A 20,403-nucleotide genomic window follows, 5' to 3' on the forward strand; every position below is an offset into this window, starting at 1 on the left:
CTATGCTGGAAGGCGCAGCACGCCAAGGAAGGTTTCCGGGAGTGTCTTCGCCATGCCGATCCTGGCCGATATCGATTCGCTCTATCGCCGCCACGCGCCCCGCGTGCGGGCGACCCTGATCCGCCGACTCGGCGACTTCGATCCGGCCGAGGACGCCCTGCACGAGGCCTTTGCCGCGGCGGTGGCCCGCTGGCCCGAGGAGGGCATCCCGGATGACCCCGTGGCCTGGCTGATCCGGGTCGGCCACCGGCGCGGCATCGACCAGATCCGGCGCCGGCAGACCGCTCGCCAGCAGGCGCACCTGCTCGTTCCCGAGGAAGGCGAGGCCGCGGAGGGCCGGGGCATCGAGGACGATCTCCTGCGGCTGCTGTTCACCTGTTGCCATCCCGACCTGGCCATGCCCGACCGGCTCGCCCTGACCCTGCGCGAGATGGCCGGGCTGACCACCGAGCAGGTGGCCAGCGCCCTGCTGCAGAAGCCGGCGTCGCTGGCCCAGCGCATCGTCCGCGCCAAGCGCCGCATCCGTGACGCCGGCATCCCCTACGAGGTGCCCGACGACGCCGAGCTGCCGGCACGGCTCCCGGGGGTGCTGGCGGTGATCTACCTGATCTTCAACGAGGGGTACTCCCGCAGCGACGGCGAGGCCGTGGTGGACGTTCGCCTGGCCGACGAGGCCATCCGCCTGGCCCAGGCCCTGGCTCGCCTGCTGCCCCGGGGCGAGGCGTTCGGCCTGCTGGCGCTGATGCTGCTCCACGACGCCCGCCGCGCGGCGCGCCAGGACGCGGCGGGCGAGCTGATTCCCCTGGAGGAGCAGGATCGCCGCCTCTGGGACCGGGCGCAGGTCGAGGCCGGCCTCGCCTGGCTCGAGCGCGCCCTGGCGCGGACCCCCACGGGGCCCTACACCCTGCAGGCCTCCATCGCCGCCGTGCATGCCCAGGCGGAACGCGCCGAGGCCACGGACTGGCAGCGCATCGTGCGCCTCTACGAGGCGCTGTATCGTCGCCAGCCCTCGCCGGTGATCGCCCTCAACCGGGCGGTCGCCGTGGCCATGCGCGACTCGCCCGAGGCGGGCCTGGCGCTGCTCGAGGGGCTCGCCGGGCACCGGCAGATCGTCCACTACCGCCTCTACCATGCCGCCCGGGCCGACCTGCACCGGCGTGCCGGCCATCGCGAGGCGGCCCGGCAGGCCTACGAGCGGGCCCTGGGGCTGACCGCCCAGGGGCCGGAGCGACGCTTTCTGGCCCGCCGCCTGGCGGCGCTGGAAGTCGCCGACTGAACAGACTCGTCTCGCCCTGTCGATTCCCGGCGTCGTCGCGCGACTCCCGGGTACCCACCCACCAAGGAGGACGACGTCATGCGATACATGCTGATGCGCAAGGCCGATGCCGAGACCGAGGCGGGCGTGCTGCCTACCGAAACGGTGCTGCAGGCCATGGCCGACTACAACGAGCGCCTGATCCGGGCCGGGGTCTTCGCCACCGGCGACGGCCTGCGGCCCAGCCGGGAGGGCTGCCGGATCGACTTCCGCAACGGCGAGCCCCGGGTGATCGAGGGGCCCTTCCCCGCGACCGAGGAGCTGCTGGCGGGCTATACCGTGCTCGAGGTGGAGTCCCTGGAGGAGGCCATCGAGTGGGCCAGGCAGTGGCCCCGGGAGGACGCCGGGGGCAACGTCACCCTGGAGCTGCGCCGCTACTTCGCCATGGAGGACTTCGCGCCCGGCGCCGGGCTGGACAAGCACATCGCCCAGACCCGGATGCCCCGGGCGGTGCAGGTGCACCTGGCCTTCCCGGGGACCTGCCGCGAGGCGATGGGCTTCTACGCCGAGGTCACCGGCGGCCACCTGGAGGCCGTGCTGACCTACGGCGAGACCCCCGCCGCCGAGGAGGTACCGCCCGAGTGGCACGACCGCATCATCCACGCCTCGCTCAACATCCGCGGGCACCGGGTGATGGGCGCCGACATGATGGGCGACGGCTACCAGGCGCCCCGGGGCGCCCAGGTGTTCCTGGACTACACGGACGCCGAGCAGGCGGCGGAGGTCTTCCGGCGCCTGGCCGAGGGCGGCCGGGTGATCATGCCCTTCGCGTCCACCTTCTGGGCCAAGGGCTTCGGCATGGCCACCGACCGCTTCGGCGTGCAGTGGATGGTCGCCTGCCCGAGCGATGAGTGCCCGTGAACCACAAGGAGGAGGAACCGATGAAGTACGTGGCCTTGGTGTACTACCAGGAGCGGTTGATCGACGCCATGACCGAGCGGGACTGGCAGGCCCTCAACCGGGAATGCGTGGCGGGGGTGGAGCGCCTGACCGAGCAGGGCCACTTCCTGGCCGGCCAGGCCCTGCAGCCGGTGGAGAGCGCCACCTGCATCCAGGTGCGGGACGGCGAGGTGCTGCTGTCCGATGGCCCCTTCGCCGAGACCAAGGAGCAACTGGCCGGCTTCTACCTGCTCGACGCCCGCGACCTGAACGAGGCCCTGCGGCTGGCCAGCCGCATTCCCCCCGCGCGTTTCGGCACCATCGAGGTGCGCCCCGTGCGGGAACTGCCCCCCGGAGACGACAGAGGAGAGACGTCATGAGCTACGTGGATGGCTTCGTGGCCGCCGTGCCCACCGCCAATCGGCAGGCCTTCATCGAACACGCCCGCCAGGCGGCAGCGGTCTTCAAGGAGCACGGCGCCCTGAAGGTGATCGAGTGCTGGGGCGACGACGTCCCGGACGGGGAGCTGACCTCCTTCCCCCTGGCGGTGCAGTGCAAGCCCGACGAGACCGTGATCTTCTCCTGGCTGGTCTGGCCCTCCCGCGAGGTGCGCGACCGGGCCATGCCGCGGATCATGGAGGACCCGCGCCTGTCGCCGGAGGTCAATCCCATGCCCTTCGACGGCAAGCGACTGATCTACGGCGGCTTCGAGATGGTGGAGGAGGCATAGCGCGTCACGCCGTGCCGGCCCGGAGGGGTAATGGAGACCTCCGGGCCGGTGGAGACGGCGTTCGCCCCGGTCAGGGCCGGCAGACGAAGTAGTCGTTCTGGATGTCGTGCTCGAGCTGGTGAACCTGGATGTCGCGGAACCCGGCGTCCTTCAGGTAGGCCAGGGCCCGCTCGCGGCCCCACATGGTGCCCAGGCCCTCGCCGCCCTGGGCCAGCGAGACCGTCATGCAGTGGCTGAGCGACACGGCATAGAGTATCGCGCCCAGCGGGTGCTCGCGGTCCAGGTGATGGTGGCTCGAGGCGTGGATGTCCTGCACCAGGTAGACGCCGTCCGCGGTCAGGCTGCGATGAATCCCCGCCAGCAGCCGGCGCGGCTGGGCCTGGTCGTGGATGCCGTCGAAGGTCGTGACCAGCTCGAAGGCCCCTGGCTCGGCGGTGGCGTCGAAGTCGCCGAGGTCCCGGACCTCGAAGGCCAGGTTGGTCAGCCCGGCCCGTTCGGCCTGGTCGCGGGCCCAGGCGATGGCCTCCTCGGAGAGGTCGTAGCCGACGAAGCGGCTGGCCGGGAAGCGCTCGGCCAGGGCCAGCAGGGCCCGGCCCCGTCCGCAGGCGCAGTCCAGCACCCGGATGCCGGCCTCCAGGCGCTCGGTGAGCCCCGGGGCAAGCGGCAGGATGGCGTCGAACAGCGCCGGCAGCACCGTCTGGCCGCTGTCGCTGGCCATCACCTCCTGGAAGCGCGGGTAGCGGGAGTAGGGCACGCCGCCGCCCTCGCGGAAGCAGCGCACCACGTCGTCCTCCACGCTCCCCAGCAAGGGAATAAACTGGGCGTAGACGGCCAGGTTCGCCTCGCCCCGATCGGTGAGCAGTGCGGCGCGTTCATCCGGCAGCCAATAGGTGGCGTCGGCCGGGTCGGTCTCGACCACCTCGGCCGCCACCATGCCGCCGAGCCACTCGCGCACGTAGCGCTCCTGGAGGCCGCTGCGCTCGGCCAGGGCCTGGCTGGTGAGGGGCGGCTGGCCGGCCAGCGCCTCCAGCAGCCCGGTGCGGTAGCCGATCGAGGTCAGCAGCAGCAGGCCGCCGTGGTTGAGCGCCTTGACCAGCCGTGACTCGAAGTCGTCGGCGTGAGTCGTCTGGGGCGTCGGGCGTGTCGGGATGTCGATATCGCACATGAGTGGGCTCCTCGGGTCGTTGTCGTGTTGGCCTTGGGGCCAGGTTCACGATACGACCGGGAAGTCGCCGACACTCAGGCGCATCGCGCCGCAAACGAGGGGTTTCTGCCATGGGTGAGCCCGAGACACGAGACAAGGCGACCATCGCGCTGCTGGCCGGTCCCGACGTGACCGCCTCGACCCTCTTCGGCATGTACGACATCTTCGGCTCGGCGGGCCGGGACTGGGAGCTGCTGATGCACGGCCGCCCGGGCGAGTCGCTGCTCGAGCCGGTGATCGTCTCCCGGGACGGCCGGGGCTTTCGCACCGCCAACGGCGCCTGGATCGCTCCTGACATGGCCCTGGCCGAGTGCCCCGCGCCGTTGGCGGCATGCGTGCCGGACCTGATGATCGCCCCCGGCGCCAGCCTGGCGAGCTATGCCGCCGAGATGGCCTGGCTACGGGATTGCCAGGCGGCCGGGGCCCTGATGGCGGCGGCCTGCACCGGCGCGCTGCTGTTCGCGGAGGCGGGGCTGCTCGACGACCAGGACGCCACCACCCACTGGGCCTACTGCGACGCCCTGGCGCAACGCTTTCCCCGGGTGCGGGTGCACGCCCACCGCAGCCTGGTGGTCAGCGGCGAGGGGCAGCGGCTGGTCATGGCCGGCGGCGGCACCACCTGGCAAGACCTGGCGCTGTTCCTGGTGGCGCGGCTGGTGGGCGTGGACGAGGCCATGCACCTGGCGCGGCTCAACCTCATCGACTGGCACCGCGAGGGCCAGCAGCCCTATGCCACCCTGTCCAGTTCCCGCCAGATAGAGGACGCCTGCATCGCCCGCTGCCAGCTGTGGGTGGCCGAGCACTACGACACCCACTCGCCGGTGGCCGGCATGGTGGCGGTCAGCGGCCTGACCGAGCGGTCCTTCAAGCGGCGCTTCAAGGCGGCCACGGGGATGACGCCGATGGACTATGTGCACACCCTGCGCCTCGAGGAGGCCAAGCAGGTGCTGGAGAGCAGTGACGCGCCCATCGACGAGGTGGCCGAGGAGGTGGGCTACGCCGATCCCAGTTTCTTCCGTCGGCTGTTCGGCCGCCGGGTGGGGCTGACGCCCAGCCAGTATCGTCGTCGCTTCCGCAGCATGCGGCTGCGCCTGCAGTGACCGGCCGAGGCCCGAGCGCCGCGGCGCGAGGGTCAGTCGTCGGCCGGGTCCCGGCCGCGATCGGCCGCGTCCCCGTCCATGTTTTCGTCCTCCTCGGCGTCCGGCTCCCGGGGGGCCTTGTCCTTGGTGGGGCGCCGGGCGGTCAGGGTGATTTCCACGTGGGCGCCGCCGAGCAGCCGCGGCGACTCGGTGCAGGTGCGGGCCGGGAAGTTCGGCGGAGTGAAGAACTCCACGTAGGCGGCGTCCATCGCCTCCGCCTCGTCGAGATCGGTCATGTGCACCATCACGCGGACCACATCCTCGAGCCCGCAGCCCGCGGACTCCAGCAGGTGAGCCAGGCGGCGCATGATCCAGCGGGTCTCCTCGCCGATGTCGCCGAGCACGGCCTCGCTGCCCTGGATGTCCGCCGCGGTCAGGCCGGAGAGATGGATATAGTCCTCGTCCATTACGATATGGCTGCCGGGGAACTGGGGATGGGGCAGGGTCGCGGAGTTGTGGAACTCGGGCATTCGGCCTCCTTGCATGTCGCGGGCATTCATGGGGTGCGACAGGGACCGCCGCCCTGAGGTTCCTGCGCTCAGGTCCAGCGCGGCTCGGCGGTGAACGACACGGTGAACCAGCGTCGCTCCGGGGGGATGCTCAGCCCCGCGGCGATCTGCTCGCGGATCTCGTCGAGCTCGACCATGCCCCGTTCGGCGGCGAAGTCCGCCCGGGTGAGGATGTGGATCTCGATGAAGTGGCCGCGCCCGGCCTTGGCCACGTGGCTGTTGTAGTCGAGCAGGCCATCGCGGCGCATCACCGGCGCCATGGCGGCCTGGACCTCCCGGTCGACGTCGCTCGGCGCGATCAGGAAGACTTCCTTCATGGCCCGGCGCACGATGCCGAGGGGCACGGGCAGGAAAGCCAGCGTCAGCACCGCCAGCAGCAGCGAATCCACGTAGGGCGTGAGATGGGCATAGGCCGTCTGCTGGAGCCACAGGGCGATGGCGAAGGCGACCAGCAGGGCGCCGGTGATCAGGGCGGCCATCAGCCAGCCGTGCATGTCGATGCGCACCAGTTCCGAGTCCACCCGGCGGTTGAGCCGGCGCTGATGGAGGGTCATGCCGGTGCAGACCAGGGTGACCGCCAGGGCGTAGACCAGGGCCAGGTCGAAGGCGAAGTCATGGCCGCCGTCGATCAGGCCCTGGACGGCGTTCAGGAAGGCATAGAAGCACAGCAGCAGCAGGATGGCGCCGTTGAGCGCCGCCACCAGCGGCTCCAGGTGCCAGTAGCCATGCTGGAAGCGCCGGCTGGCCTCGCGCACCACCAGCCGCGACACCACCAGGGCGAGGCCCGCCATCGCCGCATCGATGCTGGAGAAGACCCCGTCGAAGAGGATCGAGCGCGACCCGGCGAGCAGGCCGAAGGTCACGCCGAGGCCCGCCACGAACAGCGTCATGGCGATGGAGACTTTCAAGGCACGTTGTTCGAGGGCGGCGGACATCGGCGATCTTCCCTGATGAGCAAGGCCTCGAGTCTATCCCAGGCGAAGGGTCCGGACGAGGCGGGCCGAATCCCGCACGAGGAGCTAGAGTGTACTCTCGAGTGCAGGTGACAGCGTTACCTGAAGTGCCTGCATGATCAGTGGGTTGCTTTGTTCGCTACGAAGGCGGTCGCGATGCTCGAGAGCGTGTTTGCCCAGATCGGGATGGTCCTCGGCCTCGCCGTGCTGGGCGGGATACTCGCCCAGTGGCTGCGTCAGCCGCTGATCGTCGCCTTCATCGGCGTGGGCATCCTGCTCGGGCCCTCGGGCCTGGGGCTGGTGGAGCAGCGCACCGAGATCGAGCTGTTCGCCCGGCTCGGCATCGCCCTGCTGCTGTTCGTGGTGGGGCTGAAGCTCGACCTGCACATCATCCGCACCGTGGGGCCGGTGGCGTTGGCCTCGGGCCTGGGCCAGGTGGTCTTCACCTCGGCGATGGGCTACGTCATCGCGCTGGGGCTGGGGATGTCGCCGGTGACCGCCCTCTACGTGGCCGTGGCCCTGACCTTCTCCAGCACCATCATCATCGTCAAGCTGCTCTCCGACAAGCGCGAGGTGGATGCCCTGCACGGCCGCATCGCGGTGGGCTTCTTGATCGTGCAGGACATCGTGGTGGTGCTGGTGATGATCGGCCTGACCGCCTACGGCCAGGCCGGCGGCGACGCCAACATGGGCTGGGAGGCCCTGAAGGTCCTGCTGACGGGCGCGGCCATGCTGGCGGGGCTGGCCCTGCTGATGCGCTATGTCCTGCCGGGGCTGCTGCATCGGCTGGCCCATTCGTCGGAGCTGCTGATGCTCTTCGCCATCGCCTGGGCCGTGATCGGCGCCGTGGCCGGCGAGCTGCTCGGCTTCAGCAAGGAGGTGGGGGCCTTCCTGGCCGGGGTGTCCATCGCCTCCACCCCCTACCGCGAGCAGGTGGCCTCGCGCCTGGTGAGCTTGCGCGACTTCCTGCTGCTGTTCTTCTTCATCGAGCTGGGGGCGACCCTGAACCTCGGCACCCTGGGGGCCCAGCTCGGCGCCTCGGCGGTCCTGTCGCTGTTCGTGCTGATCGGCAACCCGCTGATCGTCATGGCGATCATGGGCTACATGGGCTATCGCAAGCGGACCGGCTTCCTCGCCGGCCTCACGGTCGCCCAGATCAGCGAGTTCTCGCTGATCCTCGCGGCCATGGGCCTGACCCTGGGGCACCTGCAACAGGAGACGGTGGGGCTGATCACACTGGTCGGCATGATCACCATCAGCGTGTCCACCTACATGATCCTCTACTCCCATGCTCTCTACGAGCGCCTGGCGCCGCGGCTGTCGTTCTTCGAGCGCGAGGTGCCGCACCGGGAACTCGACAGCCTGGACGAGGCCAACAATGAGGTGGACGTCCTGCTGATCGGGCTGGGCCGCTACGGGGCGGCACTCGCGGCGGACCTCCGGGCGCGGGGCTGTCGCCTGCTGGCGGTGGATTTCGATCCCACCACCGTCCAGCAGCACGTGCGCGACCGCTATCGGGTCTGCTACGGGGATGCCGAGGATCCGGAGTTCCTGGCGACCCTGCCGCTGAACCAGGCGCGCTGGGTCGTCAGCACCCTCCGGGACCCCGCCGTCAACCGCATGCTGCTGCATGGCCTGCGCCAGCAGGGGTTCACCGGCAAGGTCGCGGTCGCCGTCTCCCATCGCCGGGAGGCGCGGCGCTTCGAGCAGGACGGCGTGGACCTGGTGCTGGTGCCCTATGCGGACGCGGCACGGGAAGCGGCCATCCGGGTGATGGCCTCCCCCTCATCGGTCGAATCTCGGGAAGGGAAGAGCGCATGAAACGTTTCCGGAACATCCTCTATGTCGTCGAGCCCTCGGTCCCCCAGCAGGCGGGGCTCGCCCGGGCGGTCTCCCTGGCCGAGAACAACCAGGCCACGCTGACCCTCATCGATGTCATCCCCGAGGAGATGCTGGACCTCTCGCTCGCCCCCCGGGGGCCCTCAACCGCCGAGCTCAGGGGGCGGGTGATCGCCGAGCGCCGCGCCTGGATCGAATCGCTGATCGTCCCCCATGCCGACCGGCTCGCCTGCCATGTCGAGGTGCTGACCGGCATCCGCTTCATCGAGGTCATCCGGGCCGTGCTGAGGGCCGACTACGATCTGGTGATCAAGGCGGCGGAGAACCCGGAGTGGAGCCGGTTGCTGTTCGGCAGCGACGACATGCACCTGATGCGCAAGTGCCCCTGTCCGGTCTGGCTGATGAAGCCGGAGGAGAAGGCCGACTACCGGCGCATCGTCGCGGCCGTGGATGTCGACGTCCACCGCAACGTGCCCGGCGAGCAGGCGCTCAACGACCGCATCCTGGACGTCGCCAGCGCCCTGGCCCTGTCCGACTTCGCCGAGCTTCACCTGGTGCATGCCTGGGATGCGCCGGAGGCCGGTTTCGTGGGGCTCTGGGCGAATGATCCCGACCGCATGGAGCGGCACATCGTCGACGGCGAGCATTCCCGTCACAAGGTCGGCATGGACCGGCTGACCCATCGGCTCCGCGAACGGATCGGCGAGGAAGCCTACGACTACCTCTCGCCCCGGGTCCACCTGCCCATGGGCTCGGCGAAGAAGAAGATTCCCGAGCTGGTCGGCAAGCTGCAGGCGGACCTGCTGGTGATGGGGACGGTGGCGAGGACCGGGATCCCCGGCTTCATCATCGGCAACACCGCCGAGGCGGTGCTCCACCAGCTGCAGTGTTCGGTGCTGGCGCTGAAGCCGCCGGGGTTCGTCTCCCCGGTCACCCTGGCGTGACCCGGCCCGGGCGGCGTCGATCCCCATCGAACCGGCGAGCCGTGACTACTCGACAGGATGTTCTCTCTCGGCGTCCAGTAAGGCTCGCTTGCGCTCCAGTCCCCAGCGGTATCCGCCGAGGCTGCCGTCCCCTCTCAAGACGCGATGGCAGGGGATCAGCACGCCGATACGGTTTCTCGCACAGGCGGAGGCGACGGCCCGCACGGCGTCGGGCCGGTCGATTTTCGCGGCCACCTCAGCATAGCTGAGTACGTCGCCTTCCTGGATGCTCAACAGGAACTGCCATACCTTCATCTGAAACGCCGTGCCTCGCATATCCAGGGGCAACTCGGGCCTGGGAGCGCCTTGGCTGATATGCCGATCCAGGGCGTCCATCCAGGCATCGAGTTCAGGGGCATCCTGAGCCGGGGAAACGCGCAGCTCGGCATGGGGAAACTCGGCCTTCAGGGCGTCGAGCAGTGACGCTTCATCATCACCGAACTGGACGAAACAGACGCCCTTGCCGGTCGCCGCCATGGCCATCAGGCCAAGCGCAGTGGTTCGGCAGGCGTAGGCGATCACTTCGCCGGCGCCACCCGCTCGGTAGGCCTTGGGCGTCATGCCGATATTGCGGGATGCTTCGCCGTAGACACGGCTCATGGAGCCGAATCCAGCGGAGAAGATCGCCTCGGTCACGCTGTCGCTTTCCTTCAGGGACCGCTTGAAGTGACGCATGCGAACCGCGTCCTGATAGGCTTTCGGCGAAATGCCAAACGCCGCCTTGAAGGCTCTTTGCAGCCTTGAAGGAGAAAGCCCGGCTATCTCGGCCAGGTCAGCCAGTGTCAGCCGTTCATCGGCATGCGCCTCGATATGACGCGCGATCTCCACCAGTCGAGCCACCCGTGGTAGGCCTTCGGTGGGCTGGCAGCGCTTGCAAGGCCTGAAGCCTGACGACATGGCGCTTTCCACCGTAGGGAAGAATCGCAGGTTCTCGGGCCTGGCGGGGCGTGCGGAGCAGGACGGCTGGCAGAATACCCCTGTCGTGATGACACCATAGAAGAACTGGCCGTCACGGGACTCGTCCCTTGCCGCTACCGCTTCCCGCATTTCCCGTTCGGATGGCATCGACATGGCATGACCTATCGTTCGACCGTGACACCCGTGATAACAGCGGGTTTCGCTCGACGCTTCCATCCGATTCTTGCCGAGACACTGGTGACGGCAATGTCTCGGCAAGAATCGGATGTTGCGAGTCGGGATCGCCCGCTAGCGTGTTCTCCACACGTATCGACGCGGGAGCGGTGAGCATCATGAAACCGACGATAAACGCCTCCATGGATGCTCGTGGATGGGCGATGCTGATCACCTTGTCGGTGCTGTGGGGAGGATCGTTCTTCTTCATCGGTGTGGCCGTGGCGGACCTGCCGCCATTGACGATCGTCACGCTCAGGGTCGGGCTGGCGGCGATCGCGTTATGGGGCATCGCTCTGGCATTGGGGCATCGCCCGCCCAAGCGCCTGGGGGTCTGGGCGGCATTCCTGGGAATGGGGTTGTTGAACAATGTCATTCCCTTCGTCCTCATCGTCTGGGGGCAAACGCAGATCGCCTCCGGGCTGGCGTCGATCCTGAACGCGGCGACGCCCATCTTCACCGTCGTGGTCGCGGGCCTGCTGTTGCCTGACGAGCGCGCCACACCCTTGAAGCTTATCGGTGTGATGGTGGGCTTCATCGGGGTCGTCGTGATGATCGGGCTACCCGCTATCGAGGGTGACAGCCGCTTGATCGCTCAAGCGGCTGTCATTGCCGCGACCCTGTCCTATGCCTGTGCGGGGGTCTATGGCCGCAGATTCAAGGCGATGGCGATCAACCCCATGATGACGGCGGCTGGCCAGGTCACGGCTTCCGCCCTGGTGCTGGCACCGATCACCCTGGCCGTAGACGGCCCGCTCGATGTTTCAGGGCCCAGCCTCGGGACATGGGGCGCCATCCTTGGGTTGGCGGTCCTTTCGACGGCCATCGCCTATGTGCTCTATTTCAAGATACTGGAATCGTCAGGCGCAACGAACTTGCTGCTGGTCACCTTGCTGGTTCCCGTCTCGGCGATACTGCTCGGCTCGGTCTTCCTCGACGAGACCCTGGAGGCGGCCCACTTCATGGGCATGGCGCTGATCGCGCTGGGCTTGTCCGCCATCGACGGGCGACTCTGGCGGCCCGGGGGACACCCCGAACCTTGATCCAGGTCGCAAGCCCTCCTGCAACGCCTGAGGTAGATTGGCGAAGAGGGCGCCGCTCGTCGGTCGGCGTCGATCTCCTACGAGCCGGCGGGAGGGGAGGCGATGAACGAGGCATGGCGGGAGCAAGGAGGGGCGGCCACGCCGGACTGGCATGCTCGGCCGGCCGAGGCCGTGGCGGAGCACTGGACCGTCGCGCCGGAGCGGGGGCTGGACGAGCCGGAGGTGGCCCGCCGCCGCGAGCGCCATGGCCCCAACCGCCTGCCCGAGGCCCAGCCCCGCAGTGCGCTGAGCCGCTTCCTGGCCCAGTTCCGCAACCTGCTCATCTACGTGCTGCTCGGCGCGGCCCTGATCACGGCCCTGCTCGGCCACTGGGTGGACACGGCGGTCATCCTGGGGGTGGTGCTGGTGAACGCGGTCATCGGCTTCGTCCAGGAGGGCAAGGCCGAGGACGCCCTGCGCGCCATCCGCGACATGCTCTCCGCCCGGGCCATGGTGCTCCGAGACGGCCGCCAGTTCACCCTGCCGGCGGAGGAACTGGTGCCCGGCGACATCGTGCTGCTACAGGCCGGTGACCGGGTGCCGGCCGACATGCGGCTGTGGCGTGCCCGGGGCCTGCAGATCGAGGAGGCGGCGCTGACCGGCGAGTCGGTGGCCCAGCAGAAGGCCACCGAGCCGGTGCCGGGCGAGTCGGTGCTCGGCGATCGCCTGGGCATGGCCTACTCCGGCACCCTGGTGACTCACGGCCAGGGCACCGGCATCGTGGTGGGGACGGGGGCGGACACCGAGATCGGCCGCATCAGCCGCCTGGTGTCCCAGGTCGAGACCCTGACCACGCCCCTGCTGCGCCAGATGGCGACCTTCTCCCGCTGGCTGACCGGCGCCGTCCTGGGGCTCGCCGCCCTGATCTTCCTGTTCGGCACCCTGTGGCGCGGCATGGCCCCCGGCGAGACCTTCATGACGGTGGTGGGCCTGGCCGTCGCGGCCATCCCCGAGGGCCTGCCGGCCATCCTCACCGTGACTTTGGCCATCGGCGTCCAGCGACTGGCCGGCCGCCAGGCGATCATCCGCCGCCTGCCGGTGGTGGAGACGCTCGGCTCGCTCGGCGTGATCTGCTCCGACAAGACCGGCACCCTGACCCGCAACGAGATGATGGTTCGCAGCCTGGTCACGGCCGCGGGCCACTGCACGGTGGAGGGCGAGGGCTATCGCCCGCGCGGCGGCTTCCGGCGCGGCGATGAGCCCCTGGACCCGGCACGGCACCCGGGGCTGACGCGGCTGCTGCGGGCGGGCCTGCTCTGCAACGACGCCACCCTGGAAGGCTCGGACGGCGACTGGCAGGTGCACGGCGACCCCATGGAGGGGGCACTAATCGCCGCCGCCCTGAAGGGCGGCCTGGAGGCTGACGACGAGCGCGCCGCGAACCCGCGCACCGACCTCATCCCCTTCGATGCCGAGCACAGGTTCATGGCCACCCTGCACCACGACCACCGGGGGGAGGCCTTCGTCTACGTCAAGGGCGCGCCGGAGGCGGTGCTGGGCGCCTGCCGGGCCGTGTGGGGCGAGCAGGGCGAGGAGGCGCTGGACCCCGAGGCCTGGGAAGGCCGGATCGAGGCCCTGGCGGCGGACGGCCAGCGCGTGCTGGCGGTGGCCTGCAAGGCCATGCCGTCCCATGCCCAGGAGGTGGACTTCGCCGACGTGGAATCCGACCTGGTGTTGCTCGGCCTGCTGGGCCTGATCGACCCGCCCCGGGAAGAGGCCATCCGCGCCGTCGCCGACTGCCGGGCGGCGGGAATCCGCGTCAAGATGATCACCGGCGACCACGCCGGTACCGCCCGGGCCATCGCCGCCCAGCTCGAGCTCGCCAACGCCGACGAGGTGATCACCGGGCAGCAGCTTGAGCGCATGGACGACGACGCCCTGGCCCGGCGCGTCGGGGAGGTGGACGTCTACGCCCGGGTCAGCCCCGAGCACAAGCTGCGCCTGGTCACCCTGCTGCAGGCACAGGGCGCGATCGTCGCCATGACCGGCGACGGCGTGAACGATGCCCCGGCCCTCAAGCGGGCCGACGTCGGCATCGCCATGGGCCGCAAGGGGACCGAGGCGGCCAAGGAGGCCTCGGAGATGGTCATCGCGGACGACAACTTCGCCTCCATCGTCCGCGCCGTCGAGCAGGGCCGCACCGTCTACGACAACCTGAAGAAGGCGATCGTCTTCCTGCTTCCCATCAACGGCGGGGAGGCCATCAGTATCCTGATCGCCGTGCTGTTCGGTCTCACCCTGCCGATCACTCCGGTGCAGATCCTCTGGGTCAACATGGTCAGCTCCGTGGCGCTGGCCATGGCCCTGGCCTTCGAGGCCACCGAGCCGGATGCCATGCGCCGCCCACCCCGGCCCGCCGACGAGGCCATGATCTCGGGGTTCCTGCTGTGGCGCATCGCCCTGGTGGCGTCGCTGATGGCGGCGGGGGTGTTCGGGATCTTCCGCCTGGCGCTGGCCGAGGGGGCCAGCCTGGAGGAGGCGCGCACCTATGCCGTCAACACCCTGGTGCTGATGGAGATCTTCTACCTGTTCAGCGTGCGCTTCCTGCGCCCGCCCTCGTTGACCTGGGAGCGCATGTTCAACTCCCGCGCCGCCATCGTCGCCGTCGGCGTGGTGGCCGTGCTGCAGCTGACCTTCACCTACGCGCCCTTCATGAACCTTTTCTTCGACACCCGGCCGGTGGACTTCGTCCACGGCGTCGAGATCGTGCTGATCGGGGTCAGCCTGTTCGCCGTGCTGGAAGGGGAGAAGCTCTGGTTGCGCCGCACCGCCGGCCGCCGCCGTGCCGATGACGGTTGAAGTCGGGCGAGGGGTCGCTGGCCGGGATGCGCCGGCCCCGAGATTGGGTCAGGATGTGCAGAATCGACCTGCCACCTCCGACACGGGACCCCGCCTCATGAACTCTGGCTGTTTCCGCCTCATCCGCATCGACGACGCCTCGCCCCATGTCGACACCCTGGCCGGCTGGGCGCACGGCGAGTGGGGGCACCTGCATCCCGGCCGCGGCCTGGAGGCCGCCGTCGAGTCGTTCCGCGCCGACTGCGGACCGGCCGGGGTGCCCTCGGTGTTCGCCGTCATGCACGAGGCGCGTCCGGTGGGCATGGCCAGCCTGGTGGCCGACGACATGAGCGACCGCCAGGACCTGACGCCCTGGCTGGCCTCCGTCTACGTGCGCCCCGAGTGGCGGGGGAGGGGCATCGCCTCGCGGCTGGTGCGCCGGGTGGAGGAAGAGGCCCATGTCCACGGCCACCGCCGCTTCTACCTCTACACCCCGGATCAGCAGGCCCTCTACCGGCGCCTGGGCTGGAAGGACCTGGAGGATCGCCGCTACCGCGGCGAGGCGGTGACCATCATGCACCGCGACCTCGCGTCCACGCCCTGACCTCGAGCGAGGGACGCGGCCACCGAACGGCTTCGACCCGAGAGACGATGCCACCGACTTAGGTTTTCGTGGGAGCGCAACTCGTTGCGCGAAAGCTTGCGAGTCGAGAAGCGCAGCCACCGAATGGGGTTTCGTAGGAGCGCAACTCGTTGCGCGATTGGCTTCGATTCGAGTGACGATGCCACCGAATGGGTTTTCGTGGGAGCGCAACTTGTTGCGCGAATGGCCTTCCGCCAGCCCGGGGGCCAATGGATACCGGATTCCCGATCCCCACGCGCCTGCCCGAGCCAGCGAGAACTCTCCGAAAGTCGCAGAGGAATGCCACGATTCCTTGCCCCTCACGCCTGTTTTGGCACATTTTGCAGGCGACTTTTGCGCTGGCGACGCTCCTTGATTAGTCTGGCCTGATAAGGCTGCGGAAGATGGCCACCAAGGGACTCGCAGGGACTACCGCAGGAGATGGCAGGAGCGCCGTCGCATCATGCAGGTGGGTCTGGCGGTAGCGTGCACGGTGTCCCTGCTGGCCCTTTATCCTAAGGGGCTGCGCACGCCGGCAAAGCCCTTGCCCAGCACATGCGTGTAGATCTGGGTGGTTTCCACGCTCTTGTGCCCGAGTAATTCCTGAACCGTGCGGATATCCGTGCCCTGGTTCAGCAACTGAGTGGCGAAGCTGTGTCGCAGGGTGTGACAAGAACCGGGGCTTGGCAGAGAGGCGGCTCGCATGGCGTGTTTGACGGCTTTTTGCACCGCTCTGCCCCTCTACCTCGATATCCCGTACACGCAATCGGCATGTTTCAAGGAGCCGCAGCCCCGAGCCGTACATTAGCATGCCCATCAAACACATGGGGCCCGATAGATGGCTCAGCACGCGCGTCGCTTCCTCATGGGACAGCACCACCGGCAGCCGGCGAGGGCGCCTGGCGCGCGAGAATTCACCGATATCGCCCAGAGGCTGCTCAAGGATGTGGCGATACAGGAAGACGAGGGCGTTCAGGGCCTGGTTCTGTGTGGCCGCCGCCACATGGCGTTCCACCGCAAGGTATTCCAGGAAGGCCTTTATCTCGGGGGCTCCCATGCTGGCGGGATGCCGCACGCCGTGGAATCGGATGAAGAAGCGTATCCAGTAGCAGTAGGTCTTCTCGGTTCTGGGGCTGTAGCGCTTCACCCGCATGGTGGCCTTCACTCGATCCATCAGCTTCGGTGGTCTGCTGTGCGTATCCATATGGTGCGTCTCTCGAGGCATGGATATGCATACAGTATTATTGGTGTCGGCAAAACGCGCAAGCGCGCGAATCCTGCATAGATAGCCGATCTATTCTTAGGGTCTTTATATATCAATGGGTTACGTAAGGAATGGGACGCTAGATAACATTGTTGAACGCGCCGGCGCGTTCATCCCATATCAGAGCGTTCCGTCTAATCACTGTTAAACAAAAAGAAAACCTCTGAGTTTCTTTGGAACAAATGTGAATGAATGTCTATGAAACATGACGCTATAGAAGTTGCCACTGTTAGCGATCTTATCGCTACACTGCGGGCCCATTCTGAAGGTCAAACCCTTTGGTATCGCGGCCAAGGTGATAAGTCCTGGCCCTTAGTTCCTTCGATAGTTCGTGCCTATCCTGATGCACCTGTTGAAACTGAGTGGGCCCTTCTGAAGAGATTCAGGCAGAATGCGCCCCGTTTACTAAGTGAAGCCGTTACAACAGAATGGGAATGGCTTTTCTTGATGCAACACTATGGCGTGGAAACACGATTACTGGATTGGACAGAGAGCCCGCTTTTAGCTCTTTATTTCTCTGTTTACAACGATGAGAGAGATGACACAGACGCGGCATTATGGGTTCTTGATCCTTTGCACTTCAATCATTCCAACAATTGCGGAGGGAGTATACCCGGCGACTTTCCCTTTTGTGGCGTTGATAACCTGATGGAGGGGTATTTAACTCGAAACGTAATGGCGAGTGTCCAATCCCCGCAAAACCCGATTGCTGCGATGGCCCCTCGTTCGTCAGCTCGAATCGCCGCCCAGTTGGGGGTGTTTACGGTTTTTCATGCAGATTTTGAACCACTGGAAAATCTTTGCGAAAGACAGCATGTCTGGAAATACATCATACCAGCAGCTTCTAAGCCGCGAATAAGAAAGGATTTAGAGGTTTTACAAATTAATAAATTCAGTTTATTTCCAGAGTTAGCTAATGCCGCTCAGTTGGCGAAGGAGAGAATTAATGGCTGATATCATCCAAGTTGCCCCTATCCAACAAGCCGGCATCCTTTATCTCTATTCGATTAGAGATGAAATCGACATGAGTCCTAGTTACCAGAGAATGGGTGATGTTTGGCCGGTATCTAAAAGGCAGCTTCTCATCGATTCTATCTTGAACGGCTATGATCTTCCAAAGATATATTTTCATGAGTTTAGCAAGCCAATAGAAAAAGATGGGTCTACGTACCGATATGCTGTCGTCGACGGGAAGCAAAGATTAAATGCAATATTTCAGTTTATAGACAATGGTTTTCCGTTAGCTGACGATTTCACCTACATGAGGGACCCCGAAATAAGAATTGAAGGGCTCACCTATTCCGAGCTAGCGAAGAAGCAACCTAAAATAAAGATGCTTCTAGATGCTTATACTCTGCCAGTGTATGGAATTCGAGCTGACGATTTAGATTTGATTGAAGATATGTTTTCTCGATTAAACGAAGCGGCTCCTCTAAATGCAGCCGAAAAGAGGAATGCATTTGGAGGGCCGTTGCCAAAGATTATAAGAGAGCTATCCGGGCATGATTTTTTTGAGAGGAAAGTAAAGTTTGATAACAAGCGATTTCGGCATTACGACCTCATCGCAAAACTTTTGTTGCTGTGTCACAAAGAGACAGTGACTGATACAAAGAAAATTCATCTCGATCGATTTGTGAAGTCTTTTAAAGATGCTGATGAGGGCATGGCGAAGGGGCTTCAGGAGCAGGTTTTAAGGGTTCTAAATGAGCTGTGTAAGGTATTTATTGATTCTGATCCTCTGCTTAAATCAATGGGCATAGTGCCCGTCTACTTCTGGGTTCAGTCTGCTTCAATGAAAGCGGGCTATGATCAGGTGATTGATCGCACTGAACTATTAAAATTTGAAGACGAAAGAAAGAGGAATCGAGAGCTGGCGCAGGATGATGAGGCAGATGAGAAAGTTCAATATCATTACTTAGAGTTTGATCGGCTAAATCAAACTCCCAACGATGCTTACGCGATTAGATTCCGTATTGAGGTTCTTGCAAAACGTATTTTGCACAGTGAAGTTCAAAAAGAAGTGCTGCAACATATGGAGGCCGGGGATCTTTGATCTTTAGTGCAGTGTTGTTTAACCAGTGAATCAAGCCGACCGTTTTGAGCTCGCGCTCCAAACGGCGGCTTATTCAAAGCGTTAGCAACCGTAGTATTCGTGGATTTTAAGGAAATAATTATGGCTTACGTGGAACATGCCAACATCTCAGTTTTGAATGTTGAAGAAACCATCAACTTTTTAACTACTGCAATCCCGTCATGGTCAGTACGAGGGCAGGGGGAAATGAATTGGTTTGGAGAACAGATACGATGGTTTCACGTGGGTGATAACCAGTCTTATATTGCTGTACAAGAAGGGGGCTTTGGTCAGGTTCAAAATTGGAAGGAGAGGTGGACTGGGGTCAAGCATATTGGAATAGTGGTACCAGACCTTGATTCACTAGTAAGTCGTCTATCTGAAGCGGGCTATCCGGTAGACCACGCAGGCGCTGATCACCCGTATCGACGCAACGTATATATTTTCGACAGTAATAATATACAGTATGAATTTATGCAATATTATTCGGAAAAATATGAAGAGAGGAATGACTATTCCTTGTAACCGCAGGAAATTTGGTACTATGGTAGCCTATTGCTGACCATGTGTTGCAGGGGGACCAAAAAGGGGGCTTCGTCACTCCATGTGGATTTGGTGTGATCCAGCATGTGCCCCACGGGCTACCGATCAAGTAGATCATGGCGATGAAGTTGGCCTCGTTCCGATAGCCGCTTGCGCGTGACCTGGCTGCCTGGAACAGGCCGTTCATGCCTTCCAGGCGCGCACGTTGGTCAGGCCGGAGTGCCGGCGTCTCACCACCTGCTCGGCATGTCGTTCCAGCGTGCTCAGAGCTTTCGCTATCGGATTTAGGAGCGCGTTGTAGGCCACCGCCTCGCGCACCATGTTCAGGTAGTGGGTGATCTGACAGGGGGTAATCGGGGACGTACCCCTATTTCCGTTGCCTGTCCCCGATTATTCATCGGTGAGCTGAGAAGCTCGGGCGGGCGAGGCAATGGCTTTTTACAGCACATAAACAACAAGCAGCCCCGACGACGGGGCTGCTTGTTCTTCACGGCGTCAGCCTTGCCTCTCAGAAGTTGACGCCCATGCCGAAGGTATAGGCCCAGACGCCATCATCGAAGTTGTCTTCGGCAGTGTCACTGTCCTCGAACAGGAACTGGTACTCGGCCCTTGCCTGAATGAAGGTAGTGGGCAACACATAGTACTTGAGGCCGGTTTCCAGGCCGGCGACGCCGGTGTCCTTGACACCGTCACCATAGATCGCGCCGAGCGAAGCGCCCACGAAGGGCCGAGCCGCACCCAGGCCGAAGTGATAATCGGCAAAACCACGCGTGCTGCCGTTCCAGAAGTCGTCAGAGATTCCCTCACCCTCCACGTCGGCGAAGTTGACGCTCTGACGAACGCCTACCAGGGTGCTGCGGGACAGGTACCAGCCGTAGTCGACGGAAGCCCCAAAGCTGCTGTTATCGAAGTCCTTGTCGCTGCTGCCCGTACCGGAGAGCGTAAACTCATTGTCCCCTGCTTGCGGGCCCATCGTGCCGTGTCCTCCCATGGAAGATTGCGCCATGGCATAGGAGGCGGGCAGAAGCGAAACGCTTACCAGCGCGACCAGCGAAGCCTTTGTTAACCTTTTCATGACAACACCTCGAATCAACGTCACCGTTTCATCACGCCATGGCGTGTTATGGCAGACCCGGGCACTTCACGCCCTGGTCTTTCGGACCATTCTGTCGAAAACGGTCACTGGTGGGTTTGCTGTCAATCCTTGCCTGATAGCCGGCCGAAATCGGCGAGCCTTCAGGCCAATCCCCAGTATAGAAGGTGGCGTCGACTTTGTCCGAGAGCTCGGAATTGTCCGTCTTACCAGTAAGTTAGCCGCATAGGTGCCCATGGCAGGACCTCCGGCAACGGGTGAACCCTTA

General features: G+C 65.0%; 19 protein-coding genes and 1 pseudogene. 13 read left to right on the forward strand and 7 right to left on the reverse strand.

Annotated elements, in window-relative coordinates; all coding sequences use genetic code 11:
• Nucleotides 1–52: 52 nt before the first annotated feature.
• The 4 genes from BEI_RS06835 to BEI_RS06850 all read left to right on the forward strand — a co-directional run bounded on the left by BEI_RS06835 (nt 53) and on the right by BEI_RS06850 (nt 2,924).
• Nucleotides 53–1,276 (forward strand): RNA polymerase sigma factor, encoded by a 1,224-nt coding sequence (locus tag BEI_RS06835; protein ID WP_097788813.1) that lies wholly within the window; start codon nt 53–55, stop codon nt 1,274–1,276.
• Nucleotides 1,277–1,354: 78 nt separating this feature from the next.
• Entirely contained in the window at nt 1,355–2,176 is an 822-nt protein-coding gene (locus BEI_RS06840) for a YciI family protein (RefSeq protein WP_097788814.1), read from the forward strand.
• A 20-nt stretch (nt 2,177–2,196) separates the two neighbouring features.
• Nucleotides 2,197–2,574, forward strand: coding sequence for a YciI family protein (locus BEI_RS06845; RefSeq protein ID WP_097788815.1), 378 nt, complete (start codon nt 2,197–2,199; stop codon nt 2,572–2,574).
• Nucleotides 2,571–2,924, forward strand: coding sequence for a DUF1428 domain-containing protein (locus BEI_RS06850; protein WP_097788816.1), 354 nt, complete (start codon nt 2,571–2,573; stop codon nt 2,922–2,924). Before BEI_RS06845 ends, BEI_RS06850 begins: the two co-directional genes overlap by 4 nt.
• Before the next feature lie 70 nt (nt 2,925–2,994).
• On the opposite strand, the gene BEI_RS06855 is transcribed toward BEI_RS06850, so the two are convergent.
• Nucleotides 2,995–4,089 (reverse strand): methyltransferase domain-containing protein, encoded by a 1,095-nt coding sequence (locus BEI_RS06855; protein ID WP_097788817.1) that lies wholly within the window; start codon nt 4,087–4,089, stop codon nt 2,995–2,997.
• Nucleotides 4,090–4,199: 110 nt separating this feature from the next.
• Here BEI_RS06855 and BEI_RS06860 point away from each other — a divergent pair, with 110 nt between their 5' ends.
• On the forward strand, nt 4,200–5,228 hold the full coding sequence (locus tag BEI_RS06860; protein ID WP_097788818.1) for a GlxA family transcriptional regulator: 1,029 nt from the start codon (nt 4,200–4,202) through the stop codon (nt 5,226–5,228).
• A gap of 32 nt (nt 5,229–5,260) precedes the next feature.
• On the opposite strand, the gene BEI_RS06865 is transcribed toward BEI_RS06860, so the two are convergent.
• Nucleotides 5,261–5,737 (reverse strand): RidA family protein, encoded by a 477-nt coding sequence (locus BEI_RS06865; RefSeq protein ID WP_097788819.1) that lies wholly within the window; start codon nt 5,735–5,737, stop codon nt 5,261–5,263.
• Between the two features lie 68 nt (nt 5,738–5,805).
• Nucleotides 5,806–6,711 carry a cation diffusion facilitator family transporter gene (locus BEI_RS06870; protein ID WP_097788820.1) on the reverse strand — a complete coding sequence of 302 codons (906 nt, stop codon included), beginning with the start codon at nt 6,709–6,711 and terminating at the stop codon, nt 5,806–5,808.
• Between the two features lie 174 nt (nt 6,712–6,885).
• Here BEI_RS06870 and BEI_RS06875 point away from each other — a divergent pair, with 174 nt between their 5' ends.
• Entirely contained in the window at nt 6,886–8,550 is a 1,665-nt protein-coding gene (locus BEI_RS06875) for a cation:proton antiporter (protein ID WP_097788821.1), read from the forward strand.
• Entirely contained in the window at nt 8,547–9,512 is a 966-nt protein-coding gene (locus BEI_RS06880; RefSeq protein WP_097788822.1) for a universal stress protein, read from the forward strand. Before BEI_RS06875 ends, BEI_RS06880 begins: the two co-directional genes overlap by 4 nt.
• Nucleotides 9,513–9,557: 45 nt before the next feature.
• Here the strand turns inward: BEI_RS06880 and ada are convergent, their stop codons facing one another.
• The gene (gene ada / locus BEI_RS06885; RefSeq protein WP_097788823.1) at nt 9,558–10,622 is read right to left on the reverse strand and encodes a bifunctional DNA-binding transcriptional regulator/O6-methylguanine-DNA methyltransferase Ada; all 1,065 of its coding nucleotides are present in this window, start codon (nt 10,620–10,622) and stop codon (nt 9,558–9,560) included.
• 179 nt (nt 10,623–10,801) lie between these two features.
• Between ada and BEI_RS06890 the strand changes: the two genes are divergently transcribed.
• The 3 genes from BEI_RS06890 to BEI_RS06900 all read left to right on the forward strand — a co-directional run bounded on the left by BEI_RS06890 (nt 10,802) and on the right by BEI_RS06900 (nt 15,146).
• Nucleotides 10,802–11,725: a DMT family transporter gene (locus tag BEI_RS06890; RefSeq protein ID WP_097788824.1), complete on the forward strand. Its 924-nt coding sequence runs from the start codon at nt 10,802–10,804 to the stop codon at nt 11,723–11,725.
• 102 nt (nt 11,726–11,827) lie between these two features.
• A complete protein-coding gene (locus BEI_RS06895; RefSeq protein ID WP_097788825.1) occupies nt 11,828–14,563 on the forward strand; it encodes a cation-transporting P-type ATPase in 2,736 nt (911 codons plus the stop codon).
• Between the two features lie 97 nt (nt 14,564–14,660).
• Nucleotides 14,661–15,146 carry a GNAT family N-acetyltransferase gene (locus tag BEI_RS06900; RefSeq protein WP_097788826.1) on the forward strand — a complete coding sequence of 162 codons (486 nt, stop codon included), beginning with the start codon at nt 14,661–14,663 and terminating at the stop codon, nt 15,144–15,146.
• Between the two features lie 528 nt (nt 15,147–15,674).
• On the opposite strand, the gene BEI_RS19490 is transcribed toward BEI_RS06900, so the two are convergent.
• Complete coding sequence (locus BEI_RS19490) at nt 15,675–15,893, reverse strand: tyrosine-type recombinase/integrase (RefSeq protein WP_227644612.1); 219 nt, start codon at nt 15,891–15,893, stop codon at nt 15,675–15,677.
• A 256-nt stretch (nt 15,894–16,149) separates the two neighbouring features.
• Nucleotides 16,150–16,389 (reverse strand): annotated as a pseudogene (locus tag BEI_RS19495) (site-specific integrase); the annotation flags it as partial.
• Between the two features lie 237 nt (nt 16,390–16,626).
• Here BEI_RS19495 and BEI_RS06910 point away from each other — a divergent pair.
• From BEI_RS06910 to BEI_RS06920, 3 genes are all read left to right on the forward strand, one after another.
• Nucleotides 16,627–17,382 (forward strand): FRG domain-containing protein, encoded by a 756-nt coding sequence (locus tag BEI_RS06910; protein WP_193765170.1) that lies wholly within the window; start codon nt 16,627–16,629, stop codon nt 17,380–17,382.
• Complete coding sequence (locus BEI_RS06915) at nt 17,375–18,481, forward strand: DUF262 domain-containing protein (protein WP_193765171.1); 1,107 nt, start codon at nt 17,375–17,377, stop codon at nt 18,479–18,481. The genes BEI_RS06910 and BEI_RS06915 overlap by 8 nt, the downstream gene beginning before the upstream one ends.
• Before the next feature lie 120 nt (nt 18,482–18,601).
• Nucleotides 18,602–19,024 (forward strand): VOC family protein, encoded by a 423-nt coding sequence (locus tag BEI_RS06920; protein WP_227644735.1) that lies wholly within the window; start codon nt 18,602–18,604, stop codon nt 19,022–19,024.
• A 526-nt stretch (nt 19,025–19,550) separates the two neighbouring features.
• Here the strand turns inward: BEI_RS06920 and BEI_RS06925 are convergent.
• On the reverse strand, nt 19,551–20,117 hold the full coding sequence (locus tag BEI_RS06925) for an outer membrane beta-barrel protein (RefSeq protein ID WP_153045768.1): 567 nt from the start codon (nt 20,115–20,117) through the stop codon (nt 19,551–19,553).
• Nucleotides 20,118–20,403 lie beyond the last annotated feature (286 nt).

This window comes from Halomonas beimenensis, from assembly GCF_002549795.1.
GTDB classification, from domain to species: domain Bacteria; phylum Pseudomonadota; class Gammaproteobacteria; order Pseudomonadales; family Halomonadaceae; genus Halomonas; species Halomonas beimenensis.